This is a genomic window from Rathayibacter sp. PhB179, from assembly GCF_004345345.1.
Taxonomy (GTDB): Bacteria; Actinomycetota; Actinomycetes; order Actinomycetales; family Microbacteriaceae; genus Rathayibacter; species Rathayibacter festucae.
Genome location: NZ_SLVD01000009.1, coordinates 167445 through 180391, shown reverse-complemented (window position 1 = coordinate 180391; position 12947 = coordinate 167445). Strand labels below are relative to the sequence as shown.

Below are 12947 nucleotides of genomic sequence, written 5' to 3'. Positions count from 1 at the left end.
GCACGCCGAACGCCGCGTCAGAACGGGGCGTCGGCCGAGTCTAACGAGGCCTCGGACGGCTCCGACGCGGAGGCGCGCGCTGCGCCCCAGTCGCCGCCGGAGGACGCGGAGGTCGCGCCCTCGACGGCGGCCGGCGCCTCCGGGCTCCAGCCGCTCGCGCCGGTCGTGGCCGCCTCCGGCGCTGCCGCCTCGGGGGCTGCCGCCTTCGCCCGCCCGACCGTCCGGGTGCAGCGGGTCGTGCCCCAGGCCAGGTCGTGGCCGAGGCCCTCGGCGATCACGCTCACGTCCGTCCCCGTCTTGCCGCCGGACTCCCAGGAGCGGACGGAGAGGCGCCCGGTGACGAGGACGCGGTCGCCGCGCGCGAGCGAGGCCAGGGCGTTGCCCGCCAGCCCGTTGAAGGCGTTCACGGTGTACCAGTTGGTCGAGCCGTCCACCCAGCGCTGAGTGGAGCGGTCGTAGCGCCGCTGGGCGGACGCCAGGCGGAAGGTCGTCATCGCGGTGCCGCTCGCCGTGTCGACGCTGCGCGGCTCGGTCCCGATGACTCCGATGACGGTCAGGGTGTCGGTCATGCTGCTGTCCTCTCCTCGGTCGCCGCCCACGGGCGGCGCTCCTCTGCTCCCGACGCGACTGCGACGGGGACGCCGCCCGGGCGGAGGGGGCCGGAACCACCCGGGCGACGCAGGGACAGTGTCGCGACGAAGGGCCCGCCTCCGTGGTGGAGGCGGGCCCTTCGGTGGAGAGCCGGCGACATCGTCGCCTGGGGAGGAGAGCTAGGAGGCGAGGATGTACTTGGAGTACGACCTGCGGATCTTGTTCACCTTCGGCAGCGCCACCGCGAGGCAGTAGCCCTGGCCGGGGTTCTTGGCGAAGAAGTCCTGGTGGTAGTCCTCGGCCTCGTGATAGACGCTCAGCGGCGCGATCTCGGTGACGATCGGGCCGTCCCACCACTCGGAGGCGCGGTCGCGGGCGGTCTCGAACAGCTCCTTCTCCTCGTCGGAGGAGTAGTACATGGCCGAGCGGTACTGCGTCCCGACGTCGTTGCCCTGGCGGTTGAGCTGCCGCGGGTCGTGCAGCGTGAAGAACACGTCGAGGATCACCTGCTCCGGGATGACCTCGGGGTCGAAGGTGACGGCGACGGCCTCCGCGTGCCCGGTGCGGCCCGTGCAGACGGACTCGTAGTCGGGGTTCGGGGTCGCTCCGCCGGTGTAGCCGGAGACGACGTCGGTCACGCCGTCGAGGACGCGGTAGACGGCGTCCAGACACCAGAAGCATCCTCCGGCGAGTACGAATGTGCGCATTGCGTGTGACTCACTTCCTGTCGCATCGACGCGGCCGGGGTGCCGGGCACGTCTCTCGATCCAACACCTCCGGGGCTGTGCGCATTCCGCACGGCTCGGGCGCTGGAATAGAGTCGGCGCGTGAGCTACGACGCCGCCCCCGCCCGCTACGACGCCATGGACTACCGACGCGCTGGACGGAGCGGGCTGAAGCTGCCCGCCCTCTCGCTCGGCCTCTGGCACAACTTCGGATCCGATCGTCCCCTCGACACCCAGCGCGCGATCCTGCGCCGCGCGTTCGACCTGGGGATCACCCACTTCGACCTCGCGAACAACTACGGCCCGCCCTACGGCGCCGCCGAGACGGCGTTCGGCCGCCTGTTCGCCGAGGACTTCCGCCCCTACCGCGACGAGATGATCATCTCGTCCAAGGCCGGCTACGACATGTGGCCGGGTCCCTACGGCGACGGCGGCTCGCGGAAGTACCTGCTCTCCTCGCTCGATCAGAGCCTGACCCGGCTCGGACTCGACTACGTCGACGTCTTCTACTCGCACCGCCCCGACGCCGAGACGCCGATCGAGGAGACGATGGGCGCGCTGGTCTCGGCCGTCGAGCAGGGCAAGGCGCTCTACGTCGGCATCTCGAACTACAGCCCGGAGCAGACCCGCGCCGCCGAGGCCGCCCTGGCCGGCAGCAGCGTGCACCTGCTGCTGCACCAGCCGCGCTACTCCCTCTTCGACCGCCACATCGAGGACGGCCTCTTCCCGGTCCTGGACGAGATCGGCACGGGCTGCATCGTCTTCTCGCCGCTCGCCCAGGGCCTGCTGACCGACCGCTACCTCGACGGCACGGTGCCCGCGGGCTCCCGCGCGGCGACCTCGCGCTTCCTCTCCTCCGATCGGATCGACGAGAAGTACCTCGAGCGGGCCCGCGGTCTGAACGCGATCGCCGAGGGCCGCGGCCAGACCCTCGCGCAGCTCGCCCTGAGCTGGGTCCTGCGCGTGCCGACGGTCACCAGCGCCATCATCGGCGCCTCGAGCGTCGCCCAGCTGGAGCAGAACGTGGCGGCCCTCGAGGCCGGACCGCTGACCGAGTCGGAGACCGCCGCGATCGAGGAGTTCGCGGTGCACGGGACGTCGCTGAACTGACGCTCCCGGCTGACGTCTCCGAACCGGCCGCCGCGGTCCGGCGGCGATGTCGGTGGTCGCTCGTAGTCTGCGAGAGCACTCGGCCGGTGGGTGCTCCCGCATTCGACGACCAGCAGGAGGAAGCAGTGTCCCTCACCACCCTTCACGCCACCCGCGTCCCGCCCACCCTCACCCGTGTGAACGCCCGCCTCTGGCGCGTGAGCACCGGAGCCGGCTCGATAGTCGGGCACGTCGAGCTCGTCGAGGGCCCGCAGGGCGAGAAGTACCGCGCCCGGCTGCTGCGCGCGGGCATGCCGGCCGGCGCCGAGATCGGCGAGTTCTGGAGCGTCGAGGACGCCGTCGAGGTCTTCCGGGTCGCCTGAGCCCCGGCTCGGCGCGCCGATCCCCCGGGGGGCGGCGCGCCTGACCGGTGTGCCGCCGGGCCCCGGGCTAACGTTCGGCTCATGCAGTGGTGGAACGAATTCGTGACCTGGGTCCAGACGGCTGAAGGGCGCCAGTCGGTGTTCGTCGGCGCACTCGTCCTCCTCGCCGTGATCATTGGGGTGATCCTGGCTGCGCTCGTCCTCCGCTCGGCGATCGCGCGCCTCATCCGGCAGCAGGAGCACGAGCGCAAGAACGCGGTCATTGCGACGCTGATCGATGCCGCGGTCGACGCCTCCGCCTGGAACGTGCTCAGCCAGTCCGAGCGCATCCTGAGCGATCGAGCCGCCGCGCAGGCCGAGACGCACCTCCGCCTGCTCCCCGTCAAGGGCTCGGGAGTCGCCGCCAACTGGGCCGCGCACGAGCTCGCCGACCTCAAGCACACCTCGTCGACCGGCGGGTACCAGACGCAGGCGAGCGTCGGCGAGTTCCGCGACCGCCTCGTGCTCTGGCGCGACAAGCCGAACCGCGCCCGGAAGGCGTTCCTCGCCGACCTCGAGCGCTGGCGCTTCTCGGAGACCTCGCGCCCCGAGGCCGCGAAGACCACCGGGTCGACGTCGGGCTCGACGGAGGGCTCGGCCGACCGCGCCCCGGAGCCCGTCCGTCCGACTCCCTCCACGGCGGCGGCCACCCCGGTGGTCGTCGGCGCCAGTTCGACCGAGCCGACCACCGCCTTCGAGCGGCCGTCGACGCCGACCATCGTCCTGCCGCCCGTCTCCGACGGACCGCACAACGACGAAACGCGCCGACTCATGGCCGACGTCGACCGACTCGACGTCCCGTCGCGCGAGCGGCCCGTCGAGGAGCTGCCGCCCGTCGAGCAGCGCGTCACGAGCACGGAGGCGGACTCCGCGGAGGAGCCGGACGAGCGCTCAGCCGAACGCGATCAGAGCGCCGCGACCACCCGCCCGGCCGAGTAGCCGTCCCCGGGAAGAAGAGAAGGCCCCGATCGCGAGTGCGATCGGGGCCTTCTCCGTGGTGCAGTTCGTACGCCTCAGACGTGCGCATCTCGAGCACGAGCGACTCGACCGACCAGCACAGCGAGGGGCGCCGCGATGATCGTCCACGCGACGGCGATTCCGCCGAGGATGGCGAGGAGCAACATGGTCGTACCTCCGTTTCTTACGTCGTTGTAATTCCGGTGCTCGATCAGCCTAGGGGCGGGTGGAGGGGCGAAACGGCTGATGCGGCGAAACACGCCGGTGTTGCTCAGATATCTGCACTGTGCTAGCGCCGCGCGGACCGCGAGCCCGCGTCCGGGGGACCTGCCGACCCGCGTCCGGGTGGCACGAGCGGACGGGGCTCGACGGAGAGGATCCGACGGGCGGGCGGAGCGATCGCCGCGGTCGTCGTGACGCGGAAGTGCCCCCGGCAGGACTCGAACCTGCGACCGTCAGATTACCGGTCGATGTCTTGCCGACCCCGTGGCCGACCCTCCTCATTACTGCCGCTGATCAGGCCGAATCGGTCCCGCTATCTCGCGGTGCCTGGTCGCCGATCGCGGCTCCTGGCCCTGTTTCCGTCGACTAAACGATGAGCGCCCCGACCCCCGTCACCCGGTGGCCGTGAGCTGCAGGCGTGCGCGGAGGTCGGGGCCTTCGTGCGTCTTCACCCGGTAGCGCCGCTCGGTGATCTTGACGCCCTCGTGGCCGAGCTGCCGGGACACCTCGCCGAGGTCCTCGACGAGCGTAATGACGGACTTGCGGAAGGTGTGCGGCGTCACCCAGTCCCACTCGGTGCCCGCAGTAAAGCGGCGCAGCTGCTTCCGGAATTTGTTCGGGTCGCGGACGTCGACCGGTCGAGGAACAGGGACGGGAACACGAGCTCGCCGTCGCGGTCGCGGGCGGCGAGCATCTCGGCGACGAAGTCGGGGAGCAGGAGGCGGCGCCGCGACGTCGACGACTTCGGGTGCGTCTGGACGCTCATGCCGGCGCCCTCGGTCCAGAGGGTGGTCCCGTTGATCGTCGCGGTCGCGGCGTACACGTCGACGTCGGTCCAACGGAGGGCGAAGACCTCGCCCATGCGGGTGCCGGCGCCGGCCATGAAGTTGATCCGGTCGACGAAGAAGCTGGCACACTCGTGGTCGGTTTCCGGGTAGCTGGTGTTGTGGGTTTCGGTCGCGAGAGTTCAGTGGTTCGCTGCCATGCGGACGACGAGCCCGAGGCCGACGTCGCGCCGGACGAAGAACCGCCCGCGTCACAAAAGAGAACGGTGATAGTCAGCGAGGGGCCACCGCCTGTAGAGTCCCGCCATGCCTGACGAATTTGAGCGCAAGACCTCCGCCGACTACTACGCCGACGTGAACCGCGTGCAGCAGATGCGTGCGCCGCGAATGTCCATCACTGTCGGCACAGAAGCCGACAGGGAGTACCAAGAAACGACGACGATTTCCTACCTCACCGCGATGGTCGGTCACCTCTTGGAGCGGATCGAGCACCTCGAGGCAGCTACCGAGACGATCGATGGGGGGACGGCGAGCAGCACGTTCGACCGCACGATCGATGGCGGTGGCGCTGAGGGCTGATTCGGTTCCCATCACTTCATCAGGACCTTCTAGGGTTCCTAGAGCGGATAGTTCTAGAAGATGATCGGGGCGACTCACTTCCCGAACGCGGCCATGTCGAATTTCGAGACGTAGATCGCGGCGCACTAGTCCGTTGGGTAGTCCTTCTCGATCGCCGCCATGTTCGGCCGGCGGTTGTACTGGATCGCGACCATAAGGTTCCCCGTCTCGTGCGTCCCGAAGCCGTGGCCGTCGCGCCGCTGCTTCGCGATTGACTCCTGCCGCTCCTTTATTTCCGCGGCCACCGCGGCGAGGAGGGCGTACTCCGCGGCCAGCGCCGCGAAGTGGAGTGGCTCGCGGTAAGACTCGTCGTCGTTGTCGACCGGGACGGGCCGGGTGGCGGTCTGGGTGAGCACCTGAGTTGTGTCTTTCTACTGATGGAGCGTCAGGAGATCGGGGTGCCTCCGGGCACGACGGCCCAGGTGGTGGCGACGGAGCCGGTGTGACCTTTCTCGACGAAGAGCTTCGAGGCGCGGACGTCGACCACCGCAGTCGTACCTCGCCCTCGTGTTCGCCTCCTCGGGCTGCGGCGGCCCCACCAGTGCGACCTGACGGACCTCACCGAAGCACAAATGCCCGATCGCCAATTCTTCGAGAACAACGATGGGACATCCGCGTCGCCTCTCTGCTGAATGCGACGCTAGAGTCGCTTCATGGAAGTTGACGAGAGCCCGATCCTATCCTCAGAAGAAATTGCTCAGTACGCCACCTATTTTGCGGACAAACGGAAGGGCGTGATACGAGCCAAGCCCTACGGCAGCACTGCCGCGCAAATCGCACAGATCTTCAGTGATCTACTTGAGTCACTCTCGGGCGAACACACCTGGGCTATAGTTCAACTTCGGCGAGACTCGATGACCGAAATAGCGGATAGTGCAATCAGGGAGATAGAACGGCTTTCCATTGCTTCGTCTGACAGTGAAGTGCTTGATCACTTCGCCGAAGCCAGTACTTCGCTTGAGTCTTTGATTATCTTAATCGAAGAGCAGATGATCACGTTGACAAATTCAGCAGGCCTACCACACGAGTCGCTTCGATTGATTCGCATCTTCTCGTCTTCTCGAGTGCGATTCGCGGTTCTCGCTAGTGAGGCCTCGGCAACGAGTGCGCTGAAGGAGCTCAGTGCGCGGGTTGACACGCAAGTAGGCATTGCTGCGGATGCGGCGCAGCGGGCGGAGACCGCAGCCGAAAACGCGGCGAGGTCTGCGGGTGAGCGCGGCGCTACGGACTTAGAATCTGCCTTCAGCCGTTACGCCGAGGACGAGAATAAAACCTCAAAACGCTTTCGAGTTTCGACGATGACCATCCTGGGAGTGGTCGTGGCGGCCGCAAGCGCTCTCATTGCAGTTGAGTATCTTGCACCCGGTAGTACCAGCGGAGTGTTTGATTGGCGTCAGAGCCTTTACCACCTGGCATTCCTTTCTGCTCTATCCGCTTTGGCCGCATATCTTGCTAGACAATCAACACATCATCGTCAGACTGCCGTTTGGGCCGAGGGAATCGCAGTCCAACTCAGATCCTTCCTGGCCTTTGTCGATCCTATGAACGACCACGAGGCTCAATCGCGCGTCTACGAAGCGTTCGCAAGGAGAGTCCTCGGCTCACCACCTGATTTGGGGAAATCAGTCGATGAGACCGGAGCAACTCAACTACTCACCAGCATCGCGGAGCTGATCACGCGACGACCGAACTGAGCAGCATCCCCGAGGCTATCGGTAGAGTTAACACGCAAGTGATTCCGGTATCGGCGTCAGCGAGCAAGGTATCGACGTACCTGCGCAATTGCACGACCCTGTTGTCGCGAACCTTACCCGGCGATTGGTACTCCCGATGAGTGGTCTACTTGCGACAAGCGCGAACACTTCGGCTGGATCTGCCTTGGCGACTATCAAGGCTTCACGACATACGCACGCATAATCAGCCGCGACAGCTGGGTCATTGGCGGCGGCGACACCCTGCACGACGTCGCGGGGGCGTTCCTCGCGTGGCGCGGCGCGGAGCGCTGATGTCGGTGGTCGGATGCACGAACGTCAGATAGGAGTCGCCTACGATCCGAACTACCCCCAACTCCCCCGTGTCTTCGTCGACTCGTCCGTTTAGGACTACCGCGACGCCGACGAGGAAGCGGCCGGGCCGGAGACGGGCCACTTCCGTCACGGCGCCGAGACAGACCGCCGCGGAGGGAGCGGATGATCGACCTCGACGTCCTGGCGTTCGCGAGCGGCCACGGCCAGAGTACGTCTGCGACGCATCCGATATCAGCAGTCGCGGGCGGGCGCTGCACTACGTTTCCGATGAGTAAGCGATGGCTGGACGTCTCACGCGACCCCGCGACCGGCCGGGTCCCAGCGTTTTCGTGCCCCCGGCAGGACTCGAACCTGCGACCGTCAGATTAGAAGGCTGCTGCTCTATCCGCTGAGCTACGGGGGCGTCTCGCCAGGCTACTACGGCGCCTCCACGAGGCGGCGTCGCCACGGCGCCGGCAGCGGGACCGGGTCAGGCGCCCCGCACGAGACCGAGCACGCCGACGACCAGGGACACCGCCGCAAGCAGCAGCGAGACGCCGATCAGGATCGTGTGGACGCGGAGGAACGTCGTGGCGCGGCCGGACGCGTCGCGGGCCCGCGGGTCCTTGCGCACCCGGCGGAGGAACGGCGGCCAGACGACGGCGTTCCAGACGGCGTTGGCGATCAGCAGCACGCAGACGAGGATCATCACGGAGAACGATTCTAGGAGGCGCTCCCCCGCCGCCCCGGCCGTGTCGGTGGCCGCGGATAGACTTCGGCGCATGAGTAGCGCCCCCGACCGTCTTGTCTGGATCGACTGCGAGATGACGGGACTCGACCTCGCCGTCGACGAGCTCGTCGAGATCGCCGTGATCGTCACCGACTTCGATCTCGAACCCCTCGACGAGGGGCTGTCTATCGTCATCCGCCCCGACGCGTCGGCGCTGGAGAACATGGGCGACTTCGTCCGGAACATGCACGAGACGTCGGGCCTCCTGAAGGAGATCCCGGACGGCGTGAGCGTCGCCGAGGCCGAGTACGAGGTGCTCGAGTACGTGCTCAAGCACGTCCCCGCCGAGCAGCAGGCGCCGCTCGCCGGCAACTCCATCGGCACCGACCGGGCGTTCCTGGTCAAGTTCATGCCGCGTCTCGACGCGCACCTGCACTACCGCAACGTCGACGTCTCGACCGTGAAGGAACTGGCCCGCCGCTGGTTCCCGCGCATCTACTTCAACGCCCCGGCCAAGCACGGCGGCCACCGCGCCCTCGCCGACATCCTCGAGAGCATCCGCGAGCTCCGCTTCTACCGCCGGGCCGTCTTCGTCCCCGAGCCGGGCCCCACCTCCGCCGAGGTGCAGGCCGTCTCGGCCGCCGTCGTGGACGAGTTCGCCTCGCGGATGTAGTACTCTCGTACAGTTGCTTCGCGGGTTCGCCCCGCGGAACACCGTCCTGGTGGGTATAGCTCAGTTGGCAGAGCGCCTGGTTGTGGTCTAGGAGGTCGCGGGTTCGAGCCCCGTTACTCACCCCAGTTGTAGAAGAACCAGCTCGGAAGGCCCGGAGTCGATGGCTCCGGGCCTTCCGTCTTTCCACCGCCGGAGATCCGACCGCTCCCCTACCCGATCGACGACGAGAGGCCAGGCGATGCTCACCCTCGACGAGGCCGAGTTCGAGACGCTGGTCGTCGCCGAGCTCGACGCCCTCCCGGACGACATGGTCGACGGGCTCGAGAACGTGGTCTTCGTGGTCGAGGACCGTCCCGAGGACGGCTCGCTCGATCTGCTCGGGCTCTACGACGGCGTCGCGCTGACCGAGCGCGAGCGCTACGGCTTCGGCGAGATGCCCGACCGGATCATCCTCTACCGCGAGCCGCACCTCGCCGCCTGCGAGACCCTCGACGAGCTGCGCGACGAGATCCACGTCACCCTCGTGCACGAGATCGCGCACTTCTACGGCATCGACGACGACCGGCTGCACGAGCTCGGCTGGGCCTGACCCCTCAGCCTGGAGCGATGGCCTCCGGGTCGCTCGAGTCCAGCACCAGGTCGGCGCCCTCGCGGGGACGCTCCCGCGCGCAGTAGCGCCGGAACTGCTCGTCCCAGGAGTCCCAGTGCGGTTCGAAGAGCGCGCCGTCGCGGGCGAGCGCGCGCTGCTTCCGCTGCGCCTCGTCCGCCTCGATCCAGACGGTGAGATCGGCGAAGCGCCGGCTCCGCTCCCCCGCGGCGCCGCAGCCCTCGAGCAGGAGGAGCGGTGCCTCGGCGGTGCGCGGGCCAGCGGCCGTGGCGGCCGCCCAGTTCCAGGCCTGCCAGCGCGCGCCGAGCCCGAGCGCATGCGGCCGGACGATCCGGTCCGCCGCGATCGCGACCGAGCGGTCCAGCCCCGACCAGCCGGGGTAGACGTCGTCCATCCGCACGAGCGTCGCCGCAGGAGCGCGGGCGGACCGCGACAGCTCCGCCAGCAGCGCCCGCGCGAACGTCGACTTCCCCGAGCCGCTCGGGCCGTCGAGCAGCACCGTGCGCGCCCGGCGGGCGACGAGGCCGGCGGCGAGCATCCGCGCGGTCGCCCCGGTGAGGTGCTTCGGGTCAGCCATTCAGCACGAAGCTCCAGGCGCCGGTCAGCACGGCCGCGGTGACCGCGACCGCCGCGATCGCCGCGCCGCCCAGCATCAGCAGCCCGTCGAACGCGCCCAGACGCGACTCCCGCGCCCAGGTCCGCGGCGTGTCCGAGCCGAAGCCCTTCGCCTCCATCGCCGTGGCCAGGCGGCTGCCGCGCCGGATCGCCAGCACCAGCAGCGAGAAGCTGCGGGCACCGAGACTCCTCAGCGCCGCGATCGGTCCGCGTCCGTCGGCCACGCCACGCGCCCGGCGCGCCATCGCGAGGGTGCGCCAGTCGTCGGTGAGCAGGCCGACGAGGCGCATCCCGGCGAGGCCGCCGAGGACGAAGCGCGCCGGCAGCCGGAGGATCTGCGCGAGCCCGTCCGCGAGATCCGTCGGATCGGTCGTCGCGATCAGCACGACGCTCGGCAGGCCGATGGCGAGCACGCGCAGGGCGATCGCGGCGCCGAGGGCGACGGAGCCCTCGGTGACGGAGACGAAGAGGAACTGCCCCAGCACCGCGCCGCTGTCGCGGCCGTAGAGCACCGTCGTGATGCCCGCGAGCGGCGCCGCGATCCAGACCGGAGCAGTGCGGCGCACCAGGTCGCCGAACCTGAGCCCGACGAAGGGCAGCGCGAGCAGCTCGAGCGCGAGCGCGGTCGCCGCGGACACGACGTCGACCGTCAGGATGAGGACGACGGCGATGACGAGGCTCGCGACGAGCTTCGCGACGGGGTTGGCGCGGGCGATGCGGCCGCGGGCCGGGATCGCGTCCAGGAGCGTCATCCAGTCACCACCGTCGGCTCGCCGAGGCGGACCACCGCGTCGGCGAGGGCCGACACCAGGTGCTCGTCGTGGGTGACGGCGAGCACGGCGCGGCCGTCCGCGCGCAGCTCGGCCAGCAGGTCGACGACCACGTCCCAGGTGCGCCGGTCCTGGCCGAAGGTCGGCTCGTCGAGCACGACGACGGCAGGACGCCGGACCAGCGCCGACGCGACGGTGAGCCGCCGCTTCTCACCGCCGGACAGGGTGAAGGGGTTCGCCTCGGCGAGGTGCGCGAGGCCCAGGCGCTCGAGCAGCTCGTCGGCGCGGCGCCGCTCCGCCTCGTCGCGAGCGCCGAGGTGCAGCTCCTGGCGCACCCGCGCCGTGAGGAACTGGTGCTCCGGCTCCTGGAAGACCATCGCGACCCGATCGGCGAGCTGTCGCGAGCTCCAGCGGTGCGGGTGCGGCGACGCTCCGTCGCGCACCGACGGGGAGGCCGCGACCTCGCCCCCGGCCGGCGGGAGGAGACCGGCGAGCGTCAGGGCGAGCGTGGACTTGCCCGCGCCGTTCGGGCCCAGCACTGCGGTCACCCGGCCGGCGTCGATCGTCAGGTCGAGGCCCGTCGCGATGAGGGGCGGCGTGCGGCGGCCGAACACGGGGCGGGCGAGATCGAGCGCGGCGGCGGTGAGGGCGGTCGATGCGGGTGCCGGCGACTCGACGCGCCGCTCCGGGTGCTCGCCGGGGAGCCAGACACCCGCTGCCACGAGGACACCGCGGGCGCGCTCGATCACGGGACGCGGCTCGCCGTCCGCGACGACCGTGCCGTCGGCGCCGAGCACGACGATCCGGTCGACGAGGTCGATCCAGACGTCGACGCGGTGCTCGACGACGATCAGGGTGGCGCCGGTGCGCGCCGTGGTCCGCTCGACCGCGGAGCGCACCTCCTCGACGCCGCGCGGATCGAGGTTCGCGGTCGGCTCGTCGAGCAGCAGCAGGCGGGGCTGCATCGCGAGGACGCCGGCGAGGGCGAGCCGCTGCTTCTGCCCGCCCGAGAGCGCGGACGTCGAGCGGTCGAGGGCGACGTCGAGACCGACGTCGTCGAGCGCGCGCCGCACCCGCGCCGGGATCTCCGCGCGCGGCACCCCGAGGTTCTCGCAGGCGAAGCCGACGTCGTCGCCGACGCGGGCCAGCACGGCCTGGGTGTCCGGGTCCTGGAGGACGAGTCCGGCCACTCCGCGGCGCTCCGCAGGCGAGGCGCCGTCGATGCTCAGCTCGCCCTCGTCGGCGCCGTCCTCCTCGCCGCCGAGCACCCCGGCCAGCGCGTGCAGGAGGGTGCTCTTGCCCGCGCCGGACGGGCCGAGGAGCAGGACGCGCTCGCCCGGCCGCACCTCGAGGTCGAGCCCTGTCACGGCCGCGGTCGACCGGCCCGCGTGGCGCCAGCTCCAGCCGCGGGCCCGGATCGACGCGCCGCTCATCGAGCGCCCGCGCCCGCCCCCTCGACCACGCGGCCCTCCCGGCCGGAGACGAAGCGGTCCAGCGCCCCGGAGGCGGCGAGGCCGCGCACCGCGAACCAGGGCAGGAGGCCGGCGAGGACGGCGCCGGACACGAGCGACGAGACGACGTAGACCGTGCGGAACAGGTCGTCGACGGCGGGGTAGTAGACCAGCAGGTCGTTGACGGCGAGGGCGAGGCCCGCGCCCGCTCCGGCGAGCATCGCGACGAGCGAGCGTCCGCTGCGGTAGAGGAAGAGGGCGAGCACGATCTCGGCGCCGAGGCCCTGGACAAGGCCGGAGAGCAGGACGGCGAAGCCCCACTGCGTGCCGATCAGCGCCGAGACGACCGCCGCGAGCAGCTCCGTGTAGAGCGCCGCGCCGGGCTTGCGGATGATGAGGCCGCCGAGCACGCCGGCGAAGAGCCAGCCGCCGCCGAGGAGGCCGCCGAGCCCGGGGAGGAACTCGAACGCGACGCCGAGGACATTGGTCGCGATGCCCCACGCCCAGAAGACGATGCCGGCGGCGACGGCCACGACGCTGGCCACGACGATGTCGACGACACGCCAGCGGAGGTCCCGGGGACGGCCGGCGGAGGAGGGCGTGGACTTCTGCGCGGCGGTGTTCTGCGCGGCGGTGTTCTGCGCTGGTGTGTTCTGCGCTGGTGTGTTCTGCACTGACGTGCCCTT

Annotated in this window: 17 protein-coding genes and 2 tRNA genes; 8 read left to right on the top strand and 11 right to left on the bottom strand. The window is 69.8% G+C overall.

The genetic code is table 11. The annotated features are described in order from the left end of the window. Positions 1 to 17 precede the first annotated feature (17 nt). The gene (locus EDF43_RS17610) at positions 18 to 569 is read right to left on the bottom strand and encodes a single-stranded DNA-binding protein (protein WP_132437872.1); all 552 of its coding nucleotides are present in this window, start codon (positions 567 to 569) and stop codon (positions 18 to 20) included. Positions 570 to 770: 201 nt separating this feature from the next. Beyond that, positions 771 to 1298 carry a peptide-methionine (S)-S-oxide reductase MsrA gene (gene msrA, locus EDF43_RS17605; protein WP_132437871.1) on the bottom strand — a complete coding sequence of 176 codons (528 nt, stop codon included), beginning with the start codon at positions 1296 to 1298 and terminating at the stop codon, positions 771 to 773. A gap of 120 nt (positions 1299 to 1418) precedes the next feature. Here msrA and EDF43_RS17600 point away from each other — a divergent pair, with 120 nt between their 5' ends. The 3 genes from EDF43_RS17600 to EDF43_RS17590 all read left to right on the top strand — a co-directional run bounded on the left by EDF43_RS17600 (position 1419) and on the right by EDF43_RS17590 (position 3766). Beyond that, positions 1419 to 2426, top strand: a complete 1008-nt coding sequence (locus tag EDF43_RS17600) for an aldo/keto reductase (protein WP_132437870.1) — start codon at positions 1419 to 1421, stop codon at positions 2424 to 2426. A gap of 125 nt (positions 2427 to 2551) precedes the next feature. Further along, complete coding sequence (locus EDF43_RS17595; RefSeq protein ID WP_123445777.1) at positions 2552 to 2788, top strand: hypothetical protein; 237 nt, start codon at positions 2552 to 2554, stop codon at positions 2786 to 2788. A gap of 102 nt (positions 2789 to 2890) precedes the next feature. After that, positions 2891 to 3766, top strand: coding sequence for a hypothetical protein (locus EDF43_RS17590; protein WP_165909166.1), 876 nt, complete (start codon positions 2891 to 2893; stop codon positions 3764 to 3766). 632 nt (positions 3767 to 4398) lie between these two features. Here EDF43_RS17590 and EDF43_RS21975 read toward each other — a convergent pair. Continuing rightward, a complete protein-coding gene (locus tag EDF43_RS21975) occupies positions 4399 to 4569 on the bottom strand; it encodes a hypothetical protein (RefSeq protein WP_165909165.1) in 171 nt (56 codons plus the stop codon). Beyond that, a complete protein-coding gene (locus EDF43_RS17580; RefSeq protein WP_132437868.1) occupies positions 4566 to 4889 on the bottom strand; it encodes a hypothetical protein in 324 nt (107 codons plus the stop codon). The genes EDF43_RS21975 and EDF43_RS17580 overlap by 4 nt, the downstream gene beginning before the upstream one ends. Before the next feature lie 208 nt (positions 4890 to 5097). On the opposite strand from EDF43_RS17580, the gene EDF43_RS17575 reads away from it, so the two are divergent. Further along, a complete protein-coding gene (locus tag EDF43_RS17575; RefSeq protein ID WP_132437867.1) occupies positions 5098 to 5370 on the top strand; it encodes a hypothetical protein in 273 nt (90 codons plus the stop codon). Between the two features lie 125 nt (positions 5371 to 5495). On the opposite strand, the gene EDF43_RS17570 is transcribed toward EDF43_RS17575, so the two are convergent. After that, positions 5496 to 5765 (bottom strand): hypothetical protein, encoded by a 270-nt coding sequence (locus EDF43_RS17570; RefSeq protein WP_132437866.1) that lies wholly within the window; start codon positions 5763 to 5765, stop codon positions 5496 to 5498. Between the two features lie 297 nt (positions 5766 to 6062). On the opposite strand from EDF43_RS17570, the gene EDF43_RS17565 reads away from it, so the two are divergent. After that, a complete protein-coding gene (locus tag EDF43_RS17565; protein WP_132437865.1) occupies positions 6063 to 7103 on the top strand; it encodes a hypothetical protein in 1041 nt (346 codons plus the stop codon). 663 nt (positions 7104 to 7766) lie between these two features. Here EDF43_RS17565 and EDF43_RS17560 read toward each other — a convergent pair. Both EDF43_RS17560 and EDF43_RS17555 read right to left on the bottom strand, forming a co-directional pair. Continuing rightward, positions 7767 to 7839, bottom strand: a tRNA-Arg gene (locus tag EDF43_RS17560). A 66-nt stretch (positions 7840 to 7905) separates the two neighbouring features. Next, entirely contained in the window at positions 7906 to 8124 is a 219-nt protein-coding gene (locus tag EDF43_RS17555) for a hypothetical protein (protein ID WP_207901830.1), read from the bottom strand. A 73-nt stretch (positions 8125 to 8197) separates the two neighbouring features. On the opposite strand from EDF43_RS17555, the gene orn reads away from it, so the two are divergent. The 3 genes from orn (at position 8198) to EDF43_RS17540 (ending at position 9407) form a co-directional block, all read left to right on the top strand. Then, a complete protein-coding gene (orn, locus tag EDF43_RS17550; RefSeq protein ID WP_123445774.1) occupies positions 8198 to 8818 on the top strand; it encodes an oligoribonuclease in 621 nt (206 codons plus the stop codon). A gap of 49 nt (positions 8819 to 8867) precedes the next feature. Then, positions 8868 to 8943, top strand: a tRNA-His gene (locus tag EDF43_RS17545). Positions 8944 to 9056: 113 nt separating this feature from the next. Further along, entirely contained in the window at positions 9057 to 9407 is a 351-nt protein-coding gene (locus EDF43_RS17540) for a metallopeptidase family protein (protein WP_123445773.1), read from the top strand. 4 nt (positions 9408 to 9411) lie between these two features. Here the strand turns inward: EDF43_RS17540 and EDF43_RS17535 are convergent, their stop codons facing one another. From EDF43_RS17535 to EDF43_RS17520, 4 genes are read right to left on the bottom strand one after another with little or no spacing between them, the layout of a single operon-like run. Next, the gene (locus EDF43_RS17535) at positions 9412 to 10002 is read right to left on the bottom strand and encodes an AAA family ATPase (protein WP_207901825.1); all 591 of its coding nucleotides are present in this window, start codon (positions 10000 to 10002) and stop codon (positions 9412 to 9414) included. Beyond that, positions 9995 to 10792, bottom strand: a complete 798-nt coding sequence (locus EDF43_RS17530) for an energy-coupling factor transporter transmembrane component T (protein WP_132437863.1) — start codon at positions 10790 to 10792, stop codon at positions 9995 to 9997. The genes EDF43_RS17535 and EDF43_RS17530 overlap by 8 nt, the downstream gene beginning before the upstream one ends. After that, a complete protein-coding gene (locus tag EDF43_RS17525; protein WP_165909164.1) occupies positions 10789 to 12243 on the bottom strand; it encodes an ATP-binding cassette domain-containing protein in 1455 nt (484 codons plus the stop codon). The genes EDF43_RS17530 and EDF43_RS17525 overlap by 4 nt, the downstream gene beginning before the upstream one ends. Beyond that, on the bottom strand, positions 12240 to 12935 hold the full coding sequence (locus tag EDF43_RS17520; RefSeq protein ID WP_132437861.1) for an ECF transporter S component: 696 nt from the start codon (positions 12933 to 12935) through the stop codon (positions 12240 to 12242). The genes EDF43_RS17525 and EDF43_RS17520 overlap by 4 nt, the downstream gene beginning before the upstream one ends. Positions 12936 to 12947: the final 12 nt, after the last annotated feature.

Coding starts and splice junctions, on each gene's coding strand:
- EDF43_RS17610 (WP_132437872.1), bottom strand. CDS start 569: ATGACCGACACCCTGACCGTCATCGGAGTCATCGGGACCGAGCCGCGC.
- msrA (WP_132437871.1), bottom strand. CDS start 1,298: ATGCGCACATTCGTACTCGCCGGAGGATGCTTCTGGTGTCTGGACGCC.
- EDF43_RS17580 (WP_132437868.1), bottom strand. CDS start 4,889: ATGGCCGGCGCCGGCACCCGCATGGGCGAGGTCTTCGCCCTCCGTTGG.
- EDF43_RS17575 (WP_132437867.1), top strand. CDS start 5,098: ATGCCTGACGAATTTGAGCGCAAGACCTCCGCCGACTACTACGCCGAC.
- EDF43_RS17565 (WP_132437865.1), top strand. CDS start 6,063: ATGGAAGTTGACGAGAGCCCGATCCTATCCTCAGAAGAAATTGCTCAG.
- EDF43_RS17555 (WP_207901830.1), bottom strand. CDS start 8,124: ATGATCCTCGTCTGCGTGCTGCTGATCGCCAACGCCGTCTGGAACGCC.
- orn (WP_123445774.1), top strand. CDS start 8,198: ATGAGTAGCGCCCCCGACCGTCTTGTCTGGATCGACTGCGAGATGACG.
- EDF43_RS17540 (WP_123445773.1), top strand. CDS start 9,057: ATGCTCACCCTCGACGAGGCCGAGTTCGAGACGCTGGTCGTCGCCGAG.
- EDF43_RS17535 (WP_207901825.1), bottom strand. CDS start 10,002: ATGGCTGACCCGAAGCACCTCACCGGGGCGACCGCGCGGATGCTCGCC.
- EDF43_RS17530 (WP_132437863.1), bottom strand. CDS start 10,792: ATGACGCTCCTGGACGCGATCCCGGCCCGCGGCCGCATCGCCCGCGCC.
- EDF43_RS17525 (WP_165909164.1), bottom strand. CDS start 12,243: ATGAGCGGCGCGTCGATCCGGGCCCGCGGCTGGAGCTGGCGCCACGCG.